Annotated in this window: 20 protein-coding genes and 2 pseudogenes; 11 read left to right on the top strand and 11 right to left on the bottom strand. The window is 69.3% G+C overall.

All coding sequences use genetic code 11. The features are described 5' to 3' along the window. Positions 1–74: 74 nt before the first annotated feature. The 5 genes from AC1DYG_RS00520 to AC1DYG_RS00500 all read right to left on the bottom strand — a co-directional run bounded on the left by AC1DYG_RS00520 (position 75) and on the right by AC1DYG_RS00500 (position 5067). Positions 75–794, bottom strand: coding sequence for an ABC transporter ATP-binding protein (locus AC1DYG_RS00520; RefSeq protein ID WP_477638214.1), 720 nt, complete (start codon positions 792–794; stop codon positions 75–77). Then, positions 784–1719, bottom strand: a complete 936-nt coding sequence (locus AC1DYG_RS00515; RefSeq protein ID WP_477637948.1) for an ABC transporter ATP-binding protein — start codon at positions 1717–1719, stop codon at positions 784–786. The genes AC1DYG_RS00520 and AC1DYG_RS00515 overlap by 11 nt, the downstream gene beginning before the upstream one ends. Continuing rightward, positions 1712–2842, bottom strand: a complete 1131-nt coding sequence (locus tag AC1DYG_RS00510) for a branched-chain amino acid ABC transporter permease (protein ID WP_477637947.1) — start codon at positions 2840–2842, stop codon at positions 1712–1714. The genes AC1DYG_RS00515 and AC1DYG_RS00510 overlap by 8 nt, the downstream gene beginning before the upstream one ends. Beyond that, entirely contained in the window at positions 2839–3825 is a 987-nt protein-coding gene (locus AC1DYG_RS00505) for a branched-chain amino acid ABC transporter permease (protein ID WP_477637946.1), read from the bottom strand. The genes AC1DYG_RS00510 and AC1DYG_RS00505 overlap by 4 nt, the downstream gene beginning before the upstream one ends. Positions 3826–3939: 114 nt before the next feature. Further along, on the bottom strand, positions 3940–5067 hold the full coding sequence (locus AC1DYG_RS00500; protein ID WP_477637945.1) for a branched-chain amino acid ABC transporter substrate-binding protein: 1128 nt from the start codon (positions 5065–5067) through the stop codon (positions 3940–3942). A gap of 291 nt (positions 5068–5358) precedes the next feature. Between AC1DYG_RS00500 and AC1DYG_RS00495 the strand changes: the two genes are divergently transcribed. The 11 genes and pseudogenes from AC1DYG_RS00495 to AC1DYG_RS00445 all read left to right on the top strand — a co-directional run. Next, entirely contained in the window at positions 5359–5814 is a 456-nt protein-coding gene (locus tag AC1DYG_RS00495; RefSeq protein ID WP_477637944.1) for a Rieske (2Fe-2S) protein, read from the top strand. A gap of 123 nt (positions 5815–5937) precedes the next feature. After that, entirely contained in the window at positions 5938–7875 is a 1938-nt protein-coding gene (gene uvrC, locus AC1DYG_RS00490) for an excinuclease ABC subunit UvrC (RefSeq protein ID WP_477637943.1), read from the top strand. 28 nt (positions 7876–7903) lie between these two features. Continuing rightward, positions 7904–8854: an RNase adapter RapZ gene (gene rapZ / locus AC1DYG_RS00485; RefSeq protein WP_477637942.1), complete on the top strand. Its 951-nt coding sequence runs from the start codon at positions 7904–7906 to the stop codon at positions 8852–8854. Beyond that, positions 8851–9786: a gluconeogenesis factor YvcK family protein gene (locus AC1DYG_RS00480; RefSeq protein WP_477637941.1), complete on the top strand. Its 936-nt coding sequence runs from the start codon at positions 8851–8853 to the stop codon at positions 9784–9786. Before rapZ ends, AC1DYG_RS00480 begins: the two co-directional genes overlap by 4 nt. Positions 9787–9913: 127 nt before the next feature. Further along, positions 9914–10894: a DNA-binding protein WhiA gene (gene whiA / locus AC1DYG_RS00475; protein WP_179422770.1), complete on the top strand. Its 981-nt coding sequence runs from the start codon at positions 9914–9916 to the stop codon at positions 10892–10894. A gap of 51 nt (positions 10895–10945) precedes the next feature. After that, the gene (locus AC1DYG_RS00470) at positions 10946–12118 is read left to right on the top strand and encodes a nucleotide sugar dehydrogenase (RefSeq protein WP_477637940.1); all 1173 of its coding nucleotides are present in this window, start codon (positions 10946–10948) and stop codon (positions 12116–12118) included. Between the two features lie 151 nt (positions 12119–12269). Further along, positions 12270–13274, top strand: a complete 1005-nt coding sequence (gene gap, locus AC1DYG_RS00465) for a type I glyceraldehyde-3-phosphate dehydrogenase (RefSeq protein ID WP_477637939.1) — start codon at positions 12270–12272, stop codon at positions 13272–13274. Positions 13275–13312: 38 nt separating this feature from the next. Further along, positions 13313–14410: pseudogene (locus AC1DYG_RS00460) on the top strand (phosphoglycerate kinase); the annotation flags it as partial. Positions 14411–14432: 22 nt separating this feature from the next. Further along, positions 14433–15239, top strand: coding sequence for a triose-phosphate isomerase (gene tpiA / locus AC1DYG_RS00455; RefSeq protein WP_477637938.1), 807 nt, complete (start codon positions 14433–14435; stop codon positions 15237–15239). Positions 15240–15313: 74 nt separating this feature from the next. After that, on the top strand, positions 15314–15559 hold the full coding sequence (gene secG / locus AC1DYG_RS00450; protein ID WP_477612820.1) for a preprotein translocase subunit SecG: 246 nt from the start codon (positions 15314–15316) through the stop codon (positions 15557–15559). Between the two features lie 64 nt (positions 15560–15623). Next, positions 15624–15932 (top strand): annotated as a pseudogene (locus AC1DYG_RS00445) (RNA polymerase-binding protein RbpA); the annotation flags it as partial. Positions 15933–16053: 121 nt separating this feature from the next. Here the strand turns inward: AC1DYG_RS00445 and pgl are convergent. From pgl to tkt, 6 genes are read right to left on the bottom strand one after another with little or no spacing between them, the layout of a single operon-like run. Next, on the bottom strand, positions 16054–16785 hold the full coding sequence (gene pgl / locus AC1DYG_RS00440) for a 6-phosphogluconolactonase (RefSeq protein WP_477637937.1): 732 nt from the start codon (positions 16783–16785) through the stop codon (positions 16054–16056). After that, positions 16782–17990, bottom strand: a complete 1209-nt coding sequence (gene opcA / locus AC1DYG_RS00435; RefSeq protein WP_477637936.1) for a glucose-6-phosphate dehydrogenase assembly protein OpcA — start codon at positions 17988–17990, stop codon at positions 16782–16784. Before opcA ends, pgl begins: the two co-directional genes overlap by 4 nt. After that, positions 17987–19531: a glucose-6-phosphate dehydrogenase gene (gene zwf / locus AC1DYG_RS00430; protein ID WP_477637935.1), complete on the bottom strand. Its 1545-nt coding sequence runs from the start codon at positions 19529–19531 to the stop codon at positions 17987–17989. The genes opcA and zwf overlap by 4 nt, the downstream gene beginning before the upstream one ends. Beyond that, complete coding sequence (locus tag AC1DYG_RS00425; protein ID WP_477637934.1) at positions 19528–21198, bottom strand: glucose-6-phosphate isomerase; 1671 nt, start codon at positions 21196–21198, stop codon at positions 19528–19530. Before AC1DYG_RS00425 ends, zwf begins: the two co-directional genes overlap by 4 nt. Further along, positions 21195–22340 (bottom strand): transaldolase, encoded by a 1146-nt coding sequence (gene tal / locus AC1DYG_RS00420; RefSeq protein ID WP_477637933.1) that lies wholly within the window; start codon positions 22338–22340, stop codon positions 21195–21197. Before tal ends, AC1DYG_RS00425 begins: the two co-directional genes overlap by 4 nt. Before the next feature lie 6 nt (positions 22341–22346). Next, positions 22347–24506: a transketolase gene (gene tkt, locus AC1DYG_RS00415; protein WP_477637932.1), complete on the bottom strand. Its 2160-nt coding sequence runs from the start codon at positions 24504–24506 to the stop codon at positions 22347–22349. Positions 24507–24625 lie beyond the last annotated feature (119 nt).

The following is a 24625-nucleotide window of genomic DNA, read 5'->3' as shown; positions in this document are numbered from 1 at the left end:
CGTGCGAACGGCCCCTCGGACATCCGAGGGGCCGTTCGTGGTGTGCCGGCGGGCCGGCCTACCGAAGAGCTCGCCTAGACGTCGCCGCCGAGGTAGGACGCCTTGACCGCAGGATCGTTGGCCAGCTCCTGGCCCGTGCCCTCACGCACGATCTCGCCGGTCTCGAGGATGTAGGCGCGGTGGGCCCGCTTGAGGGCCTGCGCCGCGTTCTGCTCCACGAGGAGCACCGTGGTGCCCTGCTTGTTGATCTCGGTGATGATGTCGAAGATCTGCTGGATGAGCTTGGGCGCCAACCCCATCGACGGCTCGTCGAGCAGCAGCAGCTTGGGGTTGGCCATGAGGGCCCGCCCGATCGCGAGCATCTGCTGCTCACCGCCGGACATGGTGCCGGCGACCTGGCTGCGTCGCTCCGCCAGCCGCGGGAAGAGCCCGAAGACCCGGTCGCGGTCCTCCTTGATCTTCGGCGTCTTGCGGTCGGTGCGGGCGTAGGCACCCATGTCGATGTTCTCGAGCACGGTCATGCCGACGAAGCAGCCGCGGCCCTCGGGCGACTGCGCGATACCCAGCACCGGGCGTTCGTGAGCCGGCATCGCGGTGATGTCCTGGCCCTCGAACTTGATGGAGCCGGCGCGGACCGGGCGCAGCCCTGAGACCGTCTTCATGGTGGTCGTCTTGCCGGCACCGTTGGCCCCGATGAGAGTGACCACCTCGCCCTCGTTGACGTTGAACGAGATGTTGCGGATCGCCTCGATGCGCCCGTAGTTGACACAGAGGTCATCGACCTCAAGAAGCATCTTCATCAACTCCCAGATAGGCGGCAATCACCGCAGGGTTGTCCTGGATCTCGGCGGGCAAGCCCTCGGCGATCTTCTTGCCGAACTCCAGCACCACGATCCGGTCGGTGACGCCCATGACGAGCTTCATGTCGTGCTCGATGAGCAGCACCGTGTAGCCCTGGTCGCGGATCGATCGGATGAGTTCCATCAGCCGAGCCTTCTCCGCCGGGTTGAATCCGGCAGCCGGCTCGTCGAGGCAGAGCAGCTTGGGGTTCGTGGCGAGGGCCCGCGCGATCTCGAGCCGCCGCTGGTCGCCATAAGGCAGGTTGCGGGCGAGCTCGTCGGCCCGCTTGTCCAACCCCATGAACCTGAGCAGCTCAAAGGCACGCTCCATGCCCTCGGCCTCCTCGGCATGGTGCTTGCCCAGCCGCAGCAGCGCCGACGCCATACCGGTGGAGTGGTGCGCGTCCGCGCCGACCAGGACGTTCTCCAGCGCGGTCATGTTGTGGAACAGCCGGATGTTCTGGAAGGTGCGGGCGATGCCCAGCTTGGTGATCTGGAACTTCTGCCGCTTGCCGAGTGGCTCGCCCATGAACCGGATCCCGCCCGAGGTGGGCTGGTAGACACCGGTCATCACGTTGAAGCAGGTCGTCTTGCCGGCACCGTTGGGCCCGATCAGGCCGAGGATCTCGCCGGTGTTGATGTGGAACGAGACACCGTCGAGGGCCGTGACACCGCCGAACCGGAGGGTCACGTCGTCGACCTCGAGCATCTTGCCCTTGGGGAGGTGGGCGATCTCCTCCACGCTGATGTCGACCGACGTGTCGGGGGTGGTGTCGACCTCCGGTCGGGTGGTGGCGTCGTCGTCCACCCGCGGTCCGCGTGCCGAGGCCGCGGTGTCGGCGGTCTCGGCAGGCGTCTTGTCAGGCGTCTTGTCAGGCATGGGTCGCCCCTTCCTCGAGGACCTCTGTCTCGATGTCTGCCTGTTTGGCCCGCACCGATCGTCGAGGTGGCAGCAGACCCTGCGGTCGGAAGATCGCCAGCGCCATCAGCGCCACACCGAACAGCAGGAACCGTGCGTCGGACAGGAATCGGAACTTCTCCGGCGCCCAGGTCAGCAGGGCCGCCGCGAGCACGACGCCCCAGCGGTTGCCCTGGCCGCCGACGACGACCATGGCGACGAAGAGCACCGAGTAGAGGATGGTGAAGTTGTCCGGGTTGATGAACTGCTGCTTGGTGGCGAACAGCGCACCGGACAGACCGCCGATCGCGGCACCGGTGGCGAAGGCGAGCAGCTTGAACCGGAAGGTCGGGACACCCATCAGCTCAGCGGCGTCCTCGTCCTCACGGGTTGCCTCCCAGGCCCGGCCGACGCGAGAGTTCTGCATCCGCCAGTCGAGGAAGAGCACCACGCCCACGAGGGTCAGCGCCAGCCAGTAGTAAGGCACCGAATCGGTGACCCCGAACTCAAGGAACGTCGTGGTGTTGCTCTGGTCGACGTAGGCGACGAACCCTTCCCACTTGAGCTTGGGGATCTCGAACAGGGCCCAGCTGGGTGGCGTGGGGATGTTCGAGATACCCCGGGAGCCGCCGGTCAGGGCGTCGGCATTCACCAGGATCAGCCGGACGATCTCACCGAAGCCGAGCGTCACGATCGCGAGGTAGTCGCCACGCACGCGCAGGGTGGGCGCGCCGAGGACGATGCCCGAGAACAGCGTGACCGCCATCGCGATCGGGATGCACAGGAGCAGCGGGAGCTTGCCATGAGCCGACCCGAGCACGCCGACCGTGAACGCGCCGATCGCGAAGAAGCCGATGTACCCGAGGTCGAGCAATCCGGCATACCCGATGACGATGTTGAGCCCGATTGCGACCAGGGCATACAGCGCACAGAGGAACAGCACGGCACCGAAGTCGGAGTCGGTCGTCGTGATCAACGGCGGGTTGAGGATCGGCAGCAGGTAGACCAACACCACGGCGACGATCATCAGCACGATCCTGGCCGGGCGTGGCAGGGCACGGAAACGGTCGCCGACCCCATGGAAGAAGTTCGAAACGGCGCTCATGCGCGTGCCTTTCCGAGGGACTCACCGAGCAGGCCGGTGGGCCGGAACAGGAGGATGACGACGAGGAGCGTGAAGGCCACCACGTCCTTCCACTCTCCACCGAAGATGGCCTGGCCATAGTTCTCGGCCACGCCGAGGATGAAGCCACCGAGAAGGGCGCCGCGAAGGTTGCCGATGCCGCCCAGCACGGCGGCGGTGAAGGCCTTCACACCGAGCAGGAAGCCCGAGTTGTAGCGGATCTGCCCGATCCGGATGAGGTACATCATCGCGGCGGCACCTGCCATGGCCCCGCCGATGACGAAGGTCAGCCGGATGACCCTGTCGCGGTTGACGCCCATGAGGGCTGCGGACTCGGGGTCCTGGGCCACAGCGCGGATCCCTCGGCCGAGGCGGGACCGCTGCATGAACTGGTCGAGCACGATCATCATGACGATGGCCGACCCCAGGACGATGAGGTCCTTGTTGGAGACGTGGTAGTCGAAGATGTAGAAGAGCCGCTTCGTCTCGATGTTGAGCGGGAAGGGCGCGGCCTCGCGGGGACGGCCGACGTAGTTGACCAGGTCGTCGTCCTTGCCGAACCACTTGAACGGCTTGTCGCGCAGGCCCATCACTTCCGACAGCGTGTACGACGCACCGATCGCGGAGATCAGCGCGATCAGCGGTGGTGAGTTGCGCTTGCGGAGCGGGCGGTAGGCGACGAACTCGAGACCGAGCGCCACGAGCGCGGAGACCACCATGGCCGACGCGAAGCCCGCGATGAGGAACCCGACGACGCCGAGGCCACTCGCCTTGCTGGCGCCGAGCGCCACCAGGGCCCAGACGGCCGCGAAGCCGCCCCACATGAACACCTCGGAGTGGGCGAAGTTGATCAGGCGCAGCACGCCGTAGACGAGGGTGTAGCCAAGGGCAATCAGCGCGTAGATGGCCCCGTTGGCCAACCCGGTGATTGTGAACTCCCAAAAGTTGTTCAGGAGAAGATCCATCAGACCTCCGTAGTGGGGGACCTCCGCGTCAGTTCGACGGGGTCCGGGTCCGGACGGGAACACGGTAGCGGCCAGGACCCCCGTTGCCGAGAGCCCTGGCCGCTACATGTGGTGTTACTTGACTTCCTGGTCCGGAACGATCTTGCCGCCGGTGACCTTGTAGGCCCACACGTGGATGTCCGCCGGCTCGCCCTTGGCGTCGAACTTGACCTGCTTGGTGACGCCCTTCTGGTCGTAGGACGTGATGAAGGCGTTGATGTCGGCTGACGTGGTCTTCCCGGCCTTGATGGCCGCGAGGAACACGTTGGCTGCGTCGTAGGCCTCGGCCGAGTAGGTGGCCGGGTCCGAGTTGTAGGCCTTCTTGTAGGCGGCCGCGAACTCGGGTGCCTGGTCCGGCGGGAGGCACGGGCAGGTGACGATGGCACCCTCGGCCGCCGCACCGGCGCCCTTGATGAAGCCATCGTCCTTGACGCCGTCGCCGGCGACGAAGGTGCCGGTGAAGCCGCCGTCCTTCAGCTGCTTGGCCAGCTTGCTGGCGTTGGAGTAGTAACCGCCGTAGAAGAACGCGGTCGCTCCCGAGGCCTTGGCCTTGGTCACGGTCGCGGAGAAGTCATCCTGCTTGCCGTCGGCTGCAGTGTGGTCGCTGCCGGTGACGAGCGATCCGAGATCACTCTTGACGATGTCGGCCAGGCCCTTGCCGTACTCCGAGGTGTCGTCGGAGACGAAGACCTTCTGCGCCTTGAGGACGTCCTTGATGTACTTCGCGGCCGCGGGACCCTGGCTGTTGTCGTTGCCGAGGATGCGGTGGAAGGTCTTCCAGCCGTTCTCGGACAGCTTGGTCGCCGTGGCGGAGGCCGTGATGATGTTGAGGCCGGCCTTGTCGAAGATCGGGTCGGCGGCCTTGGACTCACCGGAGAAGGCGGGGCCGACGATGCCGACCAGCTTCTTGTCGGTGACGGCCTTCTGGGCGAGTCCGGGAGCAATGGACGGGTCACCCTGGCTGTCGAACGAGGTGAGCGCGACCTTGCAGTCGGCGTTCTTCTCGTTGTACTGCTTGACGGCGAGCTCGGCGCCGTTCTTGATGTTGATGCCGAGGTTGGCAGCGTCGCCGGTGAGGGCGCCGAAGAAGCCGATCTTGAGGTCACACGCCTTGGAACCGGCGTCGGTGCTGCCGCCGGTGGTTCCACCACAGGCAGTCAGCGCGAGGGCAGCGGCCACGAGTGGCGCGCCAATCTTGAACACGGAACGCAAGACTCCTCCTGAAGTCATTGGGTGCTCGCGGGCCGTACGGCGCCCACGGGTCACCCCGGTTGGGGTGTGTGCAGACTATGCCGCTGTTCCCCCTGCGTGGCAGCACATCGACCGCATGCGTGACCGTGTCGTTACCACCGCCCCGTGGCGGGTGACCTGAACGCCATGGCAGCGTCCTACGTCATACCCATGTCCCACACAGGTCCCACCCATGTCCGGCCCGCATCCTCGGGCCACCTGGTCAGTCCCCGCGAGGGGGCACCTCCACCGAAAGGCGCGCGCATGACCACCCCAGAAGACCACTCCGCGACCGGCCCCTCCCGCCGCACCGTGCTGGCCTCGGTCGGCCTCGCTGGCGTCGGCGTCACGGCGCTGGCCGGCTGCGGTGCCGCAGAGGACGCGGCGAGCGACGCTGCCAGCTCGGCCAAGGATGCCGCGACCAGCGCCGTCAAGGACGCGATCTCGAAGGCGACGATCCCCGTCGGGGGAGGCAAGATCTTCGCCGACCAGAAGGTCGTGGTGACCCAGCCGACCTCCGGCGAGTTCAAGGCGTTCAGCGCCGTGTGCACCCACCAGATGTGCATCCTCGCCGAGGTCGCAGACGGGGTGATCAAGTGCAGCGGCTGCCACCTGAGCGAGTTCGACATCACGACCGGCGCCGTCAAGAAGGGCCCGGCCACCAAGCCGCTCCCCGAGAAGTCCGTGGCCGTGAGCGGCGACGGGATCACGGTCACCTGACCTCCCCCCACCCAAGCGCAGGGGGAGGTATGCCGCGTGGTCACGACGCGGCATACCTCGACTCCCGCCGGGACCGGGGCTCCCGCGGGACCCACCGTCGGTCGCCCTCCATAGAGTGGAGTCGTGGCTGACCCGTCGACCTACCGTCCGGCGCCGGGGGAGATCCCGGTCGACCCGGGCGTCTACCGGTTCCGGGATGCCGCCAAGCGCGTCATCTACGTCGGCAAGGCGAAGTCACTGCGGCCGCGGCTGTCGTCGTACTTCCAGGACATCGCCCAGCTCCACCCGCGCACCGCCACCATGGTCACCACGGCCGCGAGCGTCGAGTGGACCGTCGTCTCGACCGAGGTCGAGGCGCTGCAGCTCGAGTACTCCTGGATCAAGGAGTACGACCCGCGGTTCAACGTCAAGTACCGCGACGACAAGTCCTATCCCTACCTCGCGGTGACGCTCGGGGAGGAGTTCCCGCGGGCGCAGGTGATGCGCGGGGCCAAGCGCAAGGGCACCCGCTACTTCGGGCCCTACGCCCATGCCTGGGCCATCCGCGAGACGCTCGACCTGTTGTTGCGGGTGTTCCCGGTGCGCACCTGCTCCTCGGGGGTGTTCAAGCGGGCCGGACAGGTGGGCCGTCCGTGCCTGCTGGGCTACATCGACAAGTGTTCGGCGCCGTGCGTGGGCAGGGTCAGTCCCGAAGAGCATCGCGCCATCGCCGAGGACTTCTGCGACTTCATGGCCGGCAACACCACGCGGTTCGTCAAGCGGCTCGAGCGTGACATGGCGGCGGCGTCGAAGTCCCTGGAGTTCGAGCAGGCAGCCCGGATGCGCGACGACCTGGTGGCGCTCGGCAAGGCGCTGGAGAAGTCCGCCATCGTCCTGGGCGACGGCACCGACGCCGATGTCTTCGCGCTCGAGCACGACGGGCTGGAGATCGCCGTCCAGGTGTTCCTCGTGCGTGGCGGGCGGGTGCGCGGGCAGCGCGGCTGGGTCGCCGAGATGGACGACGAGACCGTCCCCGAGATCGTCGGCCACCTCCTCCAGCAGGTCTACGGAGGGGAGTCGGGCGACAGCGTGCCACGCGAGGTGCTCGTGCCGGTCCTGCCGGAAGACCCCGATGCGGTCGCGATCTGGCTCGGGTCGCTGCGCGGTTCGGCGGTCGACCTGCGGGTGCCCCAGCGGGGCGACAAGCGCACCCTGCTCGAGACCGTGCACCGCAACGCGAAGCAGTCGCTCGCCAGGCACAAGCTTGCCCGTGCGGGGGACCTCACGGCACGCAGCCAGGCCCTGCAGGAGCTGCAGACCAGCCTCGACCTGGCGGATGCCCCATTGCGCGTCGAGTGCTACGACATCAGCCACATCCAGGGCTCCCAGGTGGTCGGGTCGATGGTTGTCTTCGAGGACGGGCTGGCCCGCAAGTCCGAGTACCGCCGGTTCGTCATCCGTGGTGAGCAGGTGGACGACACCGCGGCGATGGACGAGGTCCTGACCCGGCGGTTCCAGCGCTACCTCGAGGAGCGCGACCAGGCCACCGATGTCGAGCTCGGCCCCGACACCGGCAAGCCGAAGAAGTTCGCCTACCCGCCCAACCTCGTGGTCGTCGACGGCGGCCTGCCCCAGGTCAACGCCGCCCAGTCGGCCCTGACGGCCCTGGGCATCGACGACGTCGCCGTCGTGGGGCTCGCCAAACGGCTCGAGGAGGTCTGGGTGCCGGGCCAGGACTACCCCGTCATCCTCCCGCGGACCAGCGAGGGCCTCTACCTGCTGCAGCGAGTCCGCGACGAGGCGCACCGCTTTGCCATCACCTTCCACCGCCAGCGCCGGTCCAAGGCGATGACCACCAGCGTCCTCGACGGCGTGCCGGGGCTGGGGGAGACACGACGCAAGGCCCTGCTGCGTCATTTCGGCTCGGTGAAGAAGGTCCGCGCGGCCACGGCCGAGGAGCTGCAGGAAGTTTCCGGCATCGGACCTGCGCTGGCGGCCACGATTGCGGCAGAGTTGGCCACCGCAGACACCGCCGCGCCCGCCGTCAACCTGATGACCGGAGAGATCCTCGACGGTGACTGAGCGCGATGAGCGAGGAGACGGGGCAGGGATGACCGACGAGGACCGCGCGGCACCGGAGGTGGACGGGCCGGACGCAGGAGCCCCGGACGTCGACGACTCCGGCGACGGGCGCGACCAGGCCGAGCTCGTGATCGTGACCGGCATGAGCGGCGCGGGGCGGTCGACGACCGCCAACGTCCTCGAGGACTCCGGCTGGTACGTCGTCGACAACCTGCCGCCGCACCTGCTGGTCTCGTTGGCCGACCTCGCCAACGAGGCGCCGCGCCGGGCCGGTCTGCCGCGCCTTGCGGCCGTCGTGGACGTCCGGGCCCGCGGGTTCTTCGACCACCTCCAGACAGCCCTCGACGAGCTGCGCGACCGCGGCTGGCGACCCAACCTGGTCTTCCTGGACGCCACGGACGAAGCGATCGTGCGCCGGTTCGAGTCGGTGCGCCGACCGCACCCCCTCCAGGGCGAGGGCCGGCTGCTGGACGGCATCACCCGCGAGCGCGCCATGCTGGCCGACCTGCGGGCGCGCGCCGACGTCGTCATCGACACGTCCGGCCTGAACGTCCACCAGCTCGCCAAGAAGGTCCATCCGGTGTTCTCCGGCGACATCGGTCACAAGGTCCGCATCGCGGTCATGTCGTTCGGCTTCAAGTACGGCGTGCCGCTCGACGCCGACTTCGTCTTCGACATGCGGTTCCTGCCCAACCCGTTCTGGATCCCCGAGCTGCGCAACTTCACCGGACAGGACGCGCCGGTGGCCGAGTTCGTCATGGCTCAGGAGGGAGCGCCCGAGTTCGTCGACCGGGTGGTCGCACTGATGGATCCGGTGACCGAGGGCTACATCCGCGAAGGGCGGCGCTACGTCACCGTTGCGGTGGGCTGCACCGGCGGCAAGCACCGCTCGGTCGCCGTGGCCGAGGCGCTGCGGACGCGGCTCAGCAGCGACGACATCGCCACGTTCGTGGTCCACCGCGACCTGGGTCAGGAATGACCGGCCCCGCGGTCGTCGCCCTCGGGGGTGGGCACGGGCTCGCCGCGTCGCTCGAGGCACTCAAGCTGGTCTGCGACGACATCACCGCCGTCGTCACGGTGGCGGACAACGGGGGGTCTTCCGGGCGGCTCCGCGACGAGTTCGACGTGCTGCCGCCCGGCGACCTGCGCATGGCCCTGACCGCGCTCTGCGACGACACCGAGTGGGGACACACCTGGCGTGACGTCCTGCAGCACCGGTTCCGGGGCGACGGCCAGCTGGGTGGCCACGCCCTCGGCAACCTGCTCATCACCGCCCTGTGGGACCTGCACCACGACCCGGTCATCGGGCTCGACCTGGTCGGCCGACTGCTCAATGCGAGGGGCCGGGTGCTGCCCATGGCAGCGGTGCCGCTCGAGATCACCGCTCGCGTGCGAGGTCTGGACCCCAGCGATCCGCTGGCCCTCTCGACGCTGCGCGGCCAGGTGGCGGTCGCCACGACCAAGGGGACCGTGCTCAGCATCGCCCTCGAGCCGGCCGACCCACCCTCGGCCCCCGAGACGGTGGCGGCCGTGCGCGAGGCCGACTGGGTGATCCTGGGGCCGGGGTCGTGGTTCACCTCGGTGATGCCGCACCTGCTGGTGCCGGCCCTGCGCGACGCGCTGCACGACACGACTGCCCGGCGGCTGCTCACCCTCAACCTCGAGCACTCCGGCGAGACGGCAGGCTTCACGGCCGCCCGCCAGCTCGAGGCGCTGGTCGACCACGCGCCGCGGATGAGGCTGGACGCAGTCCTGGCCGATCCCGGCGCCGTCGATGATGAGGCAGGATTGCGGACGGCCGCCGCGCGGCTCGGTGCAGAGCTGGTCCTTGCCCCGGTGGCGCAACGCGGCGCACCGGGGCACCATGACTCGCTCAGGTTGGCCGCGGCCTATCGTGACCTGTTCGGCTGAGGGCGGACATGGTTGAGTCTGACGCGAGGCCACGTGGGCGCCTGTGGGCGCCGACGAACCAGGGGAGACAGCAGAGCATGGGACCAGAGCCCACCAGTGCACGACGGCGAGATGGCAGGATGAACCAATGGCAATGACGGCGCGGGTCAAGGACGAGCTCAGCAGACTCGACGTCACGAAGCCCTGCTGCCGCAAGTCGGAGGTGGCCGCAACGCTGCGATTCGCGGGCGGCCTGCACATCGTGGGGGGACGGATCGTCGTCGAGGCCGAGCTCGACACGGCCAACGCGGCCCGGCGGCTCCGCAAGAACATCAGCGATCTCTACGGCCACCCCTCGGAGGTCCTGGTGCTGGCAGCCGGCGGTCTGCGCAAGGGCAGCCGCTACGTCGTCCGCGTGGTCCAGGACGGCGAGGCCCTGGCCCGACAGACCGGGCTCATCGACGCCCGTGGGCGTCCGGTGCGAGGTCTGCCGCCCAAGGTGGTCAGTGCCTCCGCCTGCGATGCCGAGGCAGCCTGGCGCGGTGCCTTCATCGCCCACGGCTCGCTGACCGAGCCCGGCCGGTCCTCCGCCCTGGAGGTCACCTGCCCCGGACCCGAGGCAGCCCTCGCCCTCGTGGGAGCGGCTCGCCGCCTCGGCATCCAGGCCAAGGCCCGCGAGGTGCGCGGCGTCGACCGGGTCGTCATCCGCGACGGCGATGCCATCGGGGCGATGCTCACCCGGCTCGGCGCGCACGACGCGGTCATGGCGTGGGAGGAGCGGCGGATGCGCCGTGAGGTCCGTGCCACGGCCAACCGGCTGGCCAACTTCGACGACGCCAACCTGCGCCGCTCGGCACGCGCCGCGGTCGCGGCTGGTGCCCGGGTGCACCGCGCCATGGAGATCCTCGGCGACGAGATCCCCGACCACCTCAAGGAGGCCGGCGCCCTGCGGCTGGAGCACAAGCAGGCGTCGCTGGAGGAGCTCGGCCAGCTCGCCCAGCCACCGATGACCAAGGACGCCGTGGCGGGGCGGATCCGCCGCCTGTTGGCGATGGCCGACAAGCGGGCACAGGACCTCGGCATCCCGGGCACCGAGGCCAACCTGACGCCCGACATGCTGGACGCCTGACCGACCCATGACCCACGCACGCCAGGGCAGGACTCGGAGCGAGGACAGCGCATGACGAGGATCGCGGTCGTCGGCACCGGCTACGTCGGGCTCTCCATGGCGGTCCTGCTCGGCCAGCGGCACGAGGTCGTGGCCCTCGACATCGATGCAGACCGGGTCGCCCTGCTGAGCTCGGGACGCAGCCCGATCGCGGACCGCGAGATCGAGACCTTCCTTGCCCACCACGCGCTGACGCTGACCTTCACCACCGACTCGGCGACGGCCTACGCCGGTGCCGAGTTCGTCATCATCGCGACACCGACCGACTACGACCCGGTGACCAACTACTTCGACACCTCCTCGGTGGAGAAGGTCGCGGCCGACGTGGTGGCCGCCAACCCGACCGCGGTGATGGTGGTGAAGTCCACGGTGCCGGTCGGTTTCACCGAGGGGCTCTCGCGGCGACTGGGCACGCCGAACCTCCTCTTCAGCCCCGAGTTCCTCCGCGAGGGCAAGGCCCTGTGGGACAGCCTGCACCCGTCCCGGATCGTCGTGGGCGAGCGCAGTGACCGCGGGCGGGCGTTCGCCGACCTGCTGCGAGAGGGCTCCGAGGAGCCGGACGTCCCCGTGCTGCTCACCGACAGCACCGAGGCCGAGGCCGTGAAGCTGTTCGCCAACACCTATCTCGCCATGCGCGTCGCCTTCTTCAACGAGCTCGACACCTTCGCGGTGACCCACGAGCTCGACCCGCGCCAGATCATCGAGGGAGTCGGGCTCGACCCGAGGATCGGCCCCGGCTACAACAACCCGTCGTTCGGCTACGGCGGGTACTGCCTGCCCAAGGACACCAAGCAGCTGCTCGCCAACTACCAGAACGTTCCCCAGTCGCTCATCGAGGCGATCGTCACGGCGAACACGACCCGCAAGGACTTCGTGGCGACCGACATCCTGCGCCGCCGTCCCCGCATCGTCGGCATCCATCGCCTGATCATGAAGTCGGGCTCCGACAACTTCCGGTCGAGCAGCGTCCAGGGGATCATGAAGCGGATCAAGGCCAAGGGCGTCCAGGTCGTCGTCTACGAGCCCGCGCTGGCCGATGACCACTTCTTCGGCTCACGGGTGATCCGTGACCTCGCCGAGTTCACCGAGGTGTCCGACGTCATCGTCGCCAACCGGATGGTGGCCGAGCTCGAACCCGTGGCCGACAAGGTCTACACGCGTGACCTCTTCGGCGGCGACTACTGAGCTGCTCGGGTCCGCCGCCGTGCCCCGACGTTACCGGCCCGTACGCCGGACCGCCGTGACTCCCGACGGCCCTGCTCGCTAGGCTCGGGGCCGAGCATTTCCGCGCCGCGCCACGCGGCATACCGTCCCCATCTGAGAAGGACTTGGCATCGTGACTGTTCGCGTAGGTATCAACGGCTTCGGCCGCATCGGCCGCAACTTCTTCCGCGCCATCGAGGCGTCGGGAGCCGACATCGAGGTCGTGGCCACCAACGACCTGATGGACAACAAGACGCTGGCCCACCTGCTCAAGTACGACTCGATCCTCGGCCGCTTCCCCGGCGAGGTGACCTACGACGACACGTCGATCACCGCCGGCGGCAAGACCTTCCGGGTGTTCGAGGAGCGCGACCCGGCCAAGATCGACTGGGCAGCCGTCGGCGCCGACATCGTCGTCGAGTCCACCGGGTTCTTTACCGACGCCACCAAGGCGACGGCGCACATCGACGGTGGTGCCAAGAAGGTCATCATCTCCGCGCCGGCCTCCAACGAGGACATCACGATCGTGATGGGCGTCAACGACGACCAGTACGACGCGGCCAAGCACACGATCATCTCCAACGCGTCGTGCACGACGAACTGCCTCGGCCCGATGGCCAAGGTCCTCAACGACGAGTTCGGCATCGTCAAGGGCCTGATGACGACCATCCACGCCTACACCCAGGACCAGAACCTCCAGGACGCGCCGCACAAGGACCTGCGCCGCGCTCGCGCAGCCGCCCTCAACATCGTGCCGACCTCGACCGGGGCCGCCAAGGCCATCGGCCTGGTGCTGCCCGAGCTCAAGGGCAAGCTCGACGGGTTCGCCCTGCGCGTCCCGATCGCGACCGGCTCGGCCACGGACCTCACCTTCGAGGCGGGCCGAGACACCACCGCCGAGGAGGTCAACGCCGCGGTCAAGGCAGCTGCCGAGGGCCCCCTGAAGGGCATCCTCGTCTACACCGAGGACGCGATCGTCTCCAAGGACATCGAGAGCGACCCGGCCTCGTGCATCTTCGACGCGGGCCTCACCAAGGTGATCGGCAACCAGGTCAAGGTCATCGGCTGGTACGACAACGAGTGGGGCTACTCCAACCGCCTCGTCGACCTCGTCGCCCTCGTCGGCCAGTCACTCTGAGCGACTGCAGCCGAGCCGACGATGCGGAGCCACCTGTAATGCACTCGATCTCCGAGCTGGGCGACCTGCGCGGCAAGCGCGTCCTCGTCCGGTCCGACCTCAACGTGCCCCTGGACGGGACCACCATCACCGACGACGGGCGGATCCGTGCGTCGGCGCCGACCATCCAGGCCCTGTCCGAGGCGGGCGCCCGCGTCATCGTGTGTGCCCACCTCGGTCGGCCCAAGGGTGCGCCCGAGGACAAGTACTCGCTGGCACCGGTGGCGGCCCGCCTCGGCGAGGTCCTGGGCCGCGACGTCACGTTCGCCACGGACACGGTGGGCGACAGCGCGAAGTCAGCGGTCGAGGCGGCGCAGGACGGCGACGTCGTGCTGCTGGAGAACCTCCGGTTCAATCCGGGCGAGACGGCCAAGACCGACGACGAGCGCGCCGGGTTCGCCGGCCAGCTGGCCGGGCTGGCGGACCTGTTCGTCTCCGACGGCTTCGGCGTCGTGCACCGCAAGCAGGCCAGCGTCTACGACGTCGCGCGACTGCTGCCCTCGGCCGTGGGCGGGCTCGTCGAGACCGAGGTCGGCGTCCTGAAGCGCCTGACCGAGGACCCGGAGCGTCCTTATGCCGTGGTGCTCGGCGGTGCAAAGGTCTCCGACAAGCTCGGTGTCATCGACAACCTGCTCCAGACTGCCGACCGGCTCCTCATCGGCGGCGGCATGGTCTTCACCTTCCTCGCCGCCCAGGACTACGAGGTGGGCAACAGCCTCCTCGAGGCCGACCAGCTCGAGCAGGTCAAGGGCTACCTCGAGCAGGCCAAGGAGCGCGGCGTCGAGATCGTCCTGCCCGTCGACATCGTCGCCGCCAGCGCATTCTCGGCCGACGCCGAGCGCGACGTGGTGCCTGCCGGCGCGATCCCCGCCGACCGGATGGGGCTCGACATCGGGCCCGAGTCCGGGGTGCTCTTCGCCGAGAAGCTCAAGGACTGCAAGACCGTCTTCTGGAACGGCCCGATGGGTGCGTTCGAGATGGAGCCGTATGCCGCGGGCACTGCTGCCGTGGCCAAGGCCCTGGTCGAGGCGACCGAGAAGGGGGCGCTCACCGTCATCGGTGGCGGCGGGGCCGGGCTCCCAGCCCGGCCCACCGGCATACCCCTAGGACGTAGACCTGATGGCAGCGAAGACCTCCGGACGCACGCCCCTCATGGCCGGCAACTGGAAGATGAACCTCGACCACCTGCAGGCCACCCACCTGGTGCAGAAGCTCGACTGGACCCTGCGCGACGGCCGGCACGACTTCGCGGCGGTCGAGGTCGCGGTGCTGCCGCCGTTCACCGACCTGCGGTCCGTGCAGACCCTGATCGACGGCGACCGGCTCCAGCTGGTCTTCGGGGCGCAGGACCTCTCGAAGCACGACTCCGGGGCCTACACCGGCGAGATCTCCGGTGCGTTCCTCGCCAAGCTCGGCTGCACCTACGTGCTGGCCGGCCACAGCGAGCGGCGCGAGTACCACCAGGAGTCCGAGGAGGTGGTCAACGCCAAGGTCAAGGCGGCCTACCGGCACGGCCTGACCCCCATCTTCTGCGTCGGTGAGCACCTCGAGGTGCGCCAGGAGGGGACCCACCTCGCACATGTGCTCATGCAGCTCGAGGCTGGCCTGGCCGACGTGACGGCCGAGCAGGCCAAGTCGATCGTGATCGCCTACGAGCCCGTGTGGGCCATCGGCACGGGTGAGGTCGCCACACCGCAGGACGCGCAGGAGGTCTGCGCCGCGATCCGCACCAAGCTCGCCGAGCTGTACTCCGGTGACCTCGCCGATGGTGTGCGGGTCCTCTACGGCGGATCGGTGAAGGCGAACAACGTCGCGGCGATCATGTCCCAGGAGGACGTCGACGGGGCGCTCGTGGGTGGCGCGTCGATCGACCCCGCCGAGTTCGCCTCGATCTGCCGCTACCGCGACCACCTGGCCACCGCCTGAGCGGCCAGCAGGTATCCTGAACCTTGCTGCCTTTTCGGCAGCTGCAACTGACGTCGACTCGAGATGGGTGCTCCGTGGAAGCCGTACGCATTGGCCTGCAGGTCCTGCTGGTCATCGGTGGTCTGTTCCTGACGCTGCTGGTCCTGCTCCACAAGGGCAAGGGCGGCGGTCTGTCCGACATGTTCGGTGGCGGCATGTCCACCTCGCTGGGGTCCTCCTCGGTGGCAGAGCGCAACCTCGACCGGTTCACCGTGGCCGTCGGAGTCATCTGGTTCGCGTGCATCGTGGGGATCGGTCTCATCGACCGGTTCTCCGCCTGACGCGGCCAGCACGGCGACCGAAACCCCGACCCTCACTTCCCTGACCAGATAGGACCCTTCGCACATGGCAGGTGGCAACGCAATCCGAGGCAGCCGAGTCGGCGCCGGCCCGATGGGCGAGGCCGAGCGGGGTGAGGCCGCCCCCCGGGTGTTCATCTCCTACTGGTGCGCCAACGGCCACCAGACGCGCCCTTCGTTCGCCGAGGAGCCCGGCCTGGCTGTCCCCGAGACCTGGGACTGCCCGCGCTGCGGGTTCCCCGCGGGCCAGGACGAGGCCAACCCGCCGGCCCCGCCGAAGGTCGAGCCCTACAAGACCCACCTGGCCTACGTGAAGGAGCGTCGCTCCGACGCCGACGGCAAGGCCATCCTCGAGGCGCTTCGTCCGTGTGCAGCGACTTGTTGCCGGGAGATCGTCATGCGGCGCGCGGAGCTGGCTGTGGTGACGATCTCCCGGCAACAAGTGCGGGCTTGGGTGGGGACGTGGCGGCCAGGGGTCAGGTGGGGAGGTCGGACGCGGAGTCCGCGTCCACGAGCCACAGCGTCTCGCGTATGCCGTGCACCTGGGCTGCCGAGGACTGTGCCGGGTCGGCGCCGGCCACCGAGACGGCCACGGCGTGGGCCTTGTCGGCACCCGCGACGAGGAACCAGACCCGCTCGGCCCGGCTCAGGCACTCGAAGGTCAGCGACACCCGGTCGGGCGGGGGCTTGGGGGAGTCGTGGACCGCCACCGCGACGCCGGTGCTGCGCTGGGCCGGGTGGCCGGGGAACAACGACGCCACATGCGCATCAGGCCCCACACCGAGGAGCACGACGTCGAAGGCGCCTTGGCCCTGCTCGCGCACGGCAGCGGCATACGCCTCGGCACTCGCCTCGGCGGACTCGCTCGTGTCGGGCCCTGCGACGCGGTGGACGCGCGACGGATCGAGTCCGAGGCGGGTCAGCCCTGCCTCGTCGTTCTGCGTGTCGTTGCGGTCGGGGTCACCTGCGGGCAGGTAGCGCTCGTCGCCCCACCAGATCGACACGGCCGACCAGTCGACCGCCGTGTGGGCGGGGAGCTCCAGCAGAGAGGCGATGATCGCCGAGCCGAGCGAGCCACCGGTGAGAACCACGTGCGGTTGCCGTCCCTCGGCCTGCGCGTCGAGCAGGGCGGTGACCAGTCGGGCGGCGCCAGCGTCGGCGACCGCCTGCTTGTCGGGGTGGACGACGACCGGGGGCCGGGCGCTCACGACGTGCCCGACTTCCGGGACTTCGCTGGCGCCTTGGGGGTGACCGGCTTGGTCTTCGCTGCGGCCTTGGCCCCGCTCGGTGTCTTGGCGTCCTTGGCCTTGGCGAGCTTGCGGGCCGCTGCCCTCTTGACGAGGCCGGTGTCGGCTGCGACCGGGGGAGCCGGGGCCTGGACCATCTCCGAGCTGGCCGTCTTGGCGCTGGCCCTGGCGATCCTGCGTGACTCGCGCTCGGCCTCCTTGACCGAGGGCGCCTCACCCTCACGGACCGCCTCGCTGGCCGTCACCGTCTTGGTGCCGATCCGCGCGAGCCCGCTGCGGATCGCCTCCTCGTAGATCTCGTCGGGGTCGAGCCGGCGCAGCTCGTCGGCGAGGCACTCGGCGGTGGCCCGGCGGGCCAGCGAGATCCGACGGACGGGTTGCCCGGGCTGGCTCAGCGTGGCGATGGCGCCGTCGGGGCGAACCAGGTCGATCGCGCCGCTGCGCCGCTCGAGCCGGACACTGACCATGCCGGTGCCCGAACGCGAGCGAGCTCGGCGGACCGGGCAGCGCAGCGTCTGGGCGAGCCAGGCGGCGAGCAGGTCGGTCGACGGCGAGTCCGTGCCCCCCGTGACGGTTGCCTCGGTCACGGGCTCGAACGGCGGCTGGTCCATGGCAGCGGCGAGCAGCCCTCGCCACAGGGTGACGCGCGTCCAAGCGAGGTCGGTGTCGCCCCTGGTGTAGGTGCCGGCCCGTGCCTGCAGCGCAGAGCGCGGGTGCTTCGCCTCGGCGGCATCGGTGATGCGACGCTGGGCCATCGAACCGATCGGGTCCTGCGCGAGGTGCGTGGGAGCATCGGTCGGCCACCAGGCCACGACGGGGGAGTCGGGCAGCAGCAGGGGGATGACGACGCTGCGCCCGTGGTCGGTCAGGGCACCGTAGAGCCGGAGCACCACGACCTCGCTGGCTCCCGCGTCGCCGCCCACGCGGATCTGGGCGTCGATGCGCGACTGGCCGCGCTTGTTGCCGATGACCACGGCGATGATCCGACACGGGTGCTGACGGCTGGCGTCGTTGGCCGCCTGGATGGCCTCCTCGGCATCCTGCTCGTCGACGACGATCAGCAGCGTGAGGACGCGACCCAGGGCCATCGCCCCGGTGTCCTGGCGCAACGCGACCAGCTTCTTGCTGATCGCCACGGTGCTGGTGCTGGGCAGGTCGACGATCACGGCATCCTCCACACGCGGCCGTCACGGTGCATCATCTCGTCGGCGGTGGCCGGACCCCAGCCGCCAGCGACATAGGGCTCGACCTTGGCCCGCTGCTTGGCCCAGTAGGCCTCCACCGGGTCGAGAATCTCCCAGGACAGCTCGACCTCCTCGTGCCGCGGGAACAGAGGTGGGTCCCCGAGCAGGACGTCGAGGATGAGGCGCTCATAGGCCTCCGGGCTGGACTCGGTGAAGGCGCGCCCGTAGCCGAAGTCCATGGTCACGTCGCGTACCTCCATCTGCGCGCCCGGCACCTTGGCGCCGAACCGCATGGTGATGCCCTCGTCGGGCTGGACGCGGATGACGATGGCGTTCTGCCCGAGCTCCTCGGTCGCGGTGTCGTTGAAGGGAAGGTGCGGCGCCTTCTTGAAGACGACGGCGATCTCGGTGACCCGCTTGCCGAGCCGCTTGCCGGTGCGCAGGTAGAACGGGACCCCGGCCCAACGGCGGGAGTCGATCTCGACCTTCATCGCGGCATACGTCTCGGTGTGCGAACCCTTGGCGACGCCGTCTTCGTCGAGGTAGCCGATGACCTGCTCGCCGCCCTGCCACCCCGCGGCGTACTGGCCCCGGGCGGTGGACTTGCCGAGGTCCTTGGGGTGTCGCACCGCAGAGAGCACCTTCTCCTTCTCGGAGCGGAGGTGCTCTGCCGCGAACGAGACCGGCTCCTCCATCGCGGTGAGGGCGAGGAGCTGGAGCAGGTGGTTCTGGATGACGTCGCGGGCCGCGCCGATGCCGTCGTAGTAGCCGGCTCGACCGCCGATGCCGATGTCCTCGGCCATGGTGATCTGCACGTGGTCGACGTAGTTGGCGTTCCAGACCGGTTCGAACATCTGGTTGGCGAAACGCAGCGCCAGCAGGTTCTGGACCGTCTCCTTGCCGAGGTAGTGGTCGATGCGGAATACCGCGTCAGGGGGGAAGACGCCCTCGACGATGTCGTTGAGCTCGCGTGCGCTCGTGAGGTCGTGGCCGAACGGCTTCTCGATGACCACGCGGCGCCACGCGTCCGCCGCGGGCTTGCTCAGCCCGGATCGCTCGAGCTGTTCGCAGACGACCGAGAACGACGACGGCGGGATCGACAGGTAGAAGGCGATGTTGCCGCCGGTGCCCCTTTCGTGCTCGAGGTTCTTGACCGTCTCGGAGAGCAGGTCGAAGGACGTGGGGTCGTCGAAAGTGCCTGGCACGAAACGGAATCCCTCGGCCAGGTTGCGCCACACACTCTCCCTGAACGGCGTGCGCGCGTGCTGCTTGACCGCGTCGTAGACGATCTTGCCGAAGTCCTGGTCCGCCCAGTCGCGACGGGCGAACCCGACCAGCGAGAAGCCCGGGGGAAGCAGCCCACGGTTGGCGAGGTCGTAGATCGCCGGCATGAGCTTCTTGCGGGCCAGGTCCCCGGTGACACCGAAGAGGACCAGACCGCACGGGCCGGCGATACGGGGGAGCCGCTTGTCACGAGGATCGCGCAGTGGGTTGCTGTCCTGCGTCACCCGCGTTGGGCTCATGTGGTGGTGCCTTCCGAGGGGGTCAGGTCCGTCAGCGCCCGGGTGACCTGGGCCAGACCGGCGTCGTGGTCGGTCAGGTGCAGCTGCAGCACCGGACGACCGTGCGCGGCGAGGACCTGGGCGTCGCCCGCGGCCTGGGAGGCGATGAAGTCACCCAGGGTGAACTCGCGTCCGGGGATGGCCAGGTCTTCGTGCGGCGCGGTCGTGATCTGGAGGTACACGCCCGTGGCCGGCCCACCCTTGTGGAACTGACCGGTGGAGTGCAGGAACCGGGGCCCCCACCCGAAGGTCGTGGGACGTTCGGTATGCCGTGCCAGGCCCGGTCGCACGTCCGCGAGGGCCGCGTCGGTGATCCGGTCGAGGTAGGCCATCACGGCGACGTAACCGCTCTCGGGGTCGAGCTGGTCGAACAGCGCGGTGAGTGCCTCGGTGACGGTCTTCGCGCCGCCGAGCCACTCCCCGCCGAGGGAGCGGATCTCGACCGCCCCGTCGGTGGCGGCAGGAGCCTCGGCGCTGCCGATGCCCTGGTCCAGCAACGCACGTGCTGCCTTCTTGGCGCTCTCCACGTCGGGCTGGTCGAACGGGTTGATGTCCAGCAACCGTCCGGCCGCAGCCGTCGCGACCTCCCACAGGAGGAGCTGGGCTCCGAGCGGTCCGCTGACGGCGACCTCGGAGCGGCTGGCGTCGGCCTCGCCCTCGGGATCGGCGCCCAGGGTGAGGTCGTCGTCGGAGTCGCCGACGAGCCGGGCGACGGTGACGTCTGGGGCGGGCCACGCCACCTCGGGGTCGGAGTCGCCCGCCACGACGACGGGCAGCACGCCGGTGCCCTGCTTGCCGGTGCTCTCGGCGATCAGCTGCTCGGCCCAGTCGGCGAAGCCCACGATGCCCGACCCGTCGTCGACGATGACGAACTTGTCGCGCAGGGGATCGGTGCCCGCCATCGCAGCAGCCAGGCGCAGACCCGGGTTGGCGTCGTCGTCCGCGCTGAGCACGTCGGCGACGGCCTCCGCGTCGTCGAGCAGCGCCTCGATGTCGGCACCGGCGAGCCCCGAGGGGACCAGTCCGAAGGCGGTCAGTGCCGAGTAGCGGCCACCGACGTTGGGGTCGGCGTTGATGACTCGGTAGCCACCCGCGCGAGACTCCTCGTCGAGCGGGCTGCCCGGGTCGGTGACGATGACGATGCGGGCCGTGGGGTCGATGCCCAGCTCCCCGAACGCCGCCTGGAAGACGCGACGTTGCGAGTCCGTCTCCACCGTCGAGCCGGACTTGCTGGAGACGACCACGACCGTCCGCTCCAGGTCGGTGATGGCGTCCCTCACCATGTCCGGCTGGGAGGAGTCGAGGACGACCAGGTCGACGCCCGCCGTCGCGCAGATCACCTCTGGGGCCAGTGACGACCCACCCATGCCGCACAGGACGACCCGGTCGACGCCCTCGCCGCGGAGCTGCTCGCGCAGCGCGGCGATCTCACCCAGCAACGGCCGGGAGGACCGGGGCAGGTTGACCCAGGACAGGCGGATGGCCGACTCCGACTCCGCCTGCGGACCCCAGAGCGTGGCGTCCTGGGCGAAGAGCTTGCTCGCGAACTGGGCCTCGACGAGGTCGGCGACCTTGGTGGCGATGGCATCGGCCGCGGCGCCCGATGCCACCACGCCGAGTGAGCTCACTGGTCGCCCTTGCCCGACTGCTCCACGTCGGCCCGGGCAAGGTCGAGGTCGGACTGGGCCTCGTCGAGCAGCTCGCCCCAGGACACCTCGAACTTGTCGACACCCTCGCGTTCGAGCTGGGCGGTCACGTCGGCGTAGGAGATGCCGAGGCCCTCCAGGGCGTCCAGCACCCCGCCGGCGTCCTGGTAGGTGCCGGTGACCGTGTCACCAGTGACCTCGCCATGGTCGACCACCGCGTCCAAGGTCTTCTCGGGCATCGTGTTGACGGTGTTGGGGGCCACCAGCTCGGTGACGTAGAGGGTGTCGGAGTAGGCCGGGTCCTTCACCCCGGTCGAGGCCCACAGCGGACGCTGCGCGTTGGCGCCGTCGTCGGCGAGGTTCTTCCAGCGCGGGGTCCCGAAGACCTCCTCGAAGGCCTGGTAGGCGAGGCGGGCGTTGGCGACCGCGGCCTTGCCCTTGAGGCCCTTGGCCTCGTCGGTGCCGATGGCGTCGAGCCGCTTGTCCACCTCGGTGTCCACGCGCGACACGAAGAAGGACGCGACGGAGTGGATCTGCGACAGGTCCTTGCCGCCTTCACGCGCCTGCTCGAGTCCGGTAAGGAAGGCGTTCATCACCCCGCGGTAGCGGTCGAGGGAGAAGATCAGGGTGACGTTGACGCTGATGCCCTCGGCCAGCGTCTGGGAGATGGCGGGCAGCCCCTCGACGGTGGCCGGGATCTTGATGAGGACGTTGGGGCGGTCGACCGCGGCATACAGCTCCTTGGCCTGGCTGACCGTCTTGGCGGTCTCGTGCGCTAGGCGCGGGTCGACCTCGATCGACACGCGTCCGTCGACGCCGTTCGTCGAGTCGTACAGCGGGCGCAGGATGTCGCAGGCGTTGCGGACGTCCTCGGTCGTCAGCCCGAACACGGTCTCGTCGACCGTCTTGCCCTCGGCGGCGTACTTGCGCAGATCGGCGTCGTAACGCTCACCCTTGGCCAGGGCGGCCTGGAAGATCGAGGGGTTCGTGGTGACCCCCACGACCCCCTTGGTGTCGATCAGCTCCTGCAGGTTGCCGGTCTCGATCCGCTCGCGGGAGAGGTCGTCGAGCCAGACGGAGACGCCGTTGTCGGCGAGGGCCTTGAGTGCTGCGTTGTCAGTCATTGCTGGTCACTTTCCCTTGGCAGTCTTGAGGGACTTCTTGGCCGCCGCCACGACGGCGGCAGGGGTGAAACCGAACTCGCGGAAGAGGGTCGCCGCATCTGCGGAAGCGCCGAAGTGGTCGATCCCGATGATCTCGCCGGCGTCACCGACGATGTCGCGCCAGCCCTGCGGAACGCCTGCCTCGACGGAGACGCGCGCCTTGACCGCAGCGGGCAGGACCTTCTCGCGGTAGGCGGGGGTCTGCTCGTCGAACCACTCGCGGCAGGGCATCGACACGACGCGAGTCGCGACACCGGACTGCTCCAGCGTCTCTCGAGCGGCCACAGCCAGCTGCACCTCGGAGCCGGTCGCCACGAGGATGACGTCGGGGGTGGCCTTGCTCGACTCGAACAGGATGTAGGCGCCCTTGGCGACGCCGCTGACCTTGCCGGCCACCGTGCGGTCGACGATCGGCAGGTTCTGGCGGCTGAGGGCCAACCCGGCCGGCCGCTTGTTCTTGAGCACGGCGACCCAGGCGGCGGCCGTCTCGTTGGCGTCCGCCGGGCGCACGACGTCGAAGGAGGGGATGGCACGCAGGGCCGCGAGGTGCTCGACCGGCTGGTGGGTCGGACCGTCCTCGCCGAGGCCGATGGAGTCGTGCGTCCAGACGAAGGTCACCGGGGCCTGCTGGATCGCGGCGAGCCGCACGGCGGGGCGCATGTAGTCGGAGAAGACGAGGAAGGTGCCGCCGTACGGGCGGGTCAGGCCTTCGAGGGCGATGCCGTTGAGGATCAGCCCCATCCCGAACTCGCGGATGCCGAAGTGCAGCGTGCGTCCGTAGGGACCGCCGGACCACTCACGGGTCTGCTTCGACCTGGGGATGAAGGAGGGCTCTCCCTCCATGGTGGTGTTGTTGGACTCGGCGAGGTCTGCCGACCCACCCCACAGCTCGGGGACGGCGTCGGCCAGTGCGCCGAGGACCTTGCCCGAGGCGGCTCGCGTCGCGATGCCCTTGGGGTCTGCCGCAAACGTCGGCACGGCCTTCTCGAACCCGTCCGGCAGGTCACCGGCGACGAGCCGGTCGAGCAGGGCCGCACGCTCCGGCTCGGCCTTGCGCCACGCGGCATACCCCTTGTCCCACGCCTTGTGGGCGGCCTTGCCGCGGGCTCCGACCTTGCGGGTGTGCGAGATGAGCGGGCGGGGGACCTCGAAGGTCTTGGTGGGGTCGAAACCGAGGAGCTCCTTGGTGGCCGCGATCTCAGGGTCGCCGAGGGCCGAGCCGTGGGACTTGCCGGTGTCCTGCTTGGTCGGTGCGGGCCAGGCGATGATCGTGCGGAGCACCACGAAGGTGGGCTTCCTGGACGTGCGGCTCTTCTCCAGGGCGGTCAGCAGCTGGTCGACGTTCTCGACGTACCCGCCGCTCGTGCCGTCGCCTCGCCAGTCGATCGTGACGACGTTCCAGCCGTAGGCCTCGTAGCGCTTGCCCACGTCCTCGGAGAAGGAGATCTCGGTCTTGTCCTCGATGGAGATGGTGTTCTGGTCGTAGATGACCGTGAGGTTGCCGAGCTCCTGGTGGCCGGCCAGGGCCGAGGCCTCGTGGCTGACGCCCTCCATGATGTCGCCGTCGGAGGCCATCACCCAGATGTGGTGGTCGAACGGGCTGGTGCCCGGCTTGGCGTCAGGGTCGAACAGCCCACGCTGGCGACGCTGCGCCATCGCCATGCCCACGGCCGAGGCGAGGCCGGAACCCAGGGGGCCTGTGGTGATCTCGACACCCTTGGTGTGGTGCACCTCCGGGTGGCCGGGCGTCAGCGAACCCCAGGTGCGCAGCGCCTTGAGGTCGCTCAGCTCGAGACCGTAGCCGGACAGGTAGAGCTGGATGTACTGGGTGAGGCTGGAGTGGCCGCACGACAGCACGAACCGGTCGCGGCCGAGCCAGTGGGGGTCGGACGGGTCGTGGCGCATGACGTTCTGGTAGAGCAGGTATGCCGCTGGGGCGAGGCTCATTGCGGTGCCCGGGTGGCCGTTGCCGACCTTCTGGACGGCGTCCGCGGCAAGCACCCTGACGGTGTCGACGGCGCGGACGTCCAGGTCGGTCCAGCCGGCCTTGCGCGCCACGGGCGGACGCAGCGAGCTGCTGCGTTTCCGGGCGGGCTGGGACTTGGCGGAACGAGTGGTGGTAGGCACGAATGGTTCTCCTCACACTGAGCTGCACAGGCGGCGCACGACGACGATCCGAGACTAGTCCCGGAGGTGATCCGCGTCGCATCCAGTCCCGTCCACAGGACACCGCGTGGCCGGGGATA

The sequence above is a fragment of the Pedococcus sp. P1_H8 genome, assembly GCF_056405175.1.
This window is presented reverse-complemented; position numbering and strand designations above follow the sequence as displayed.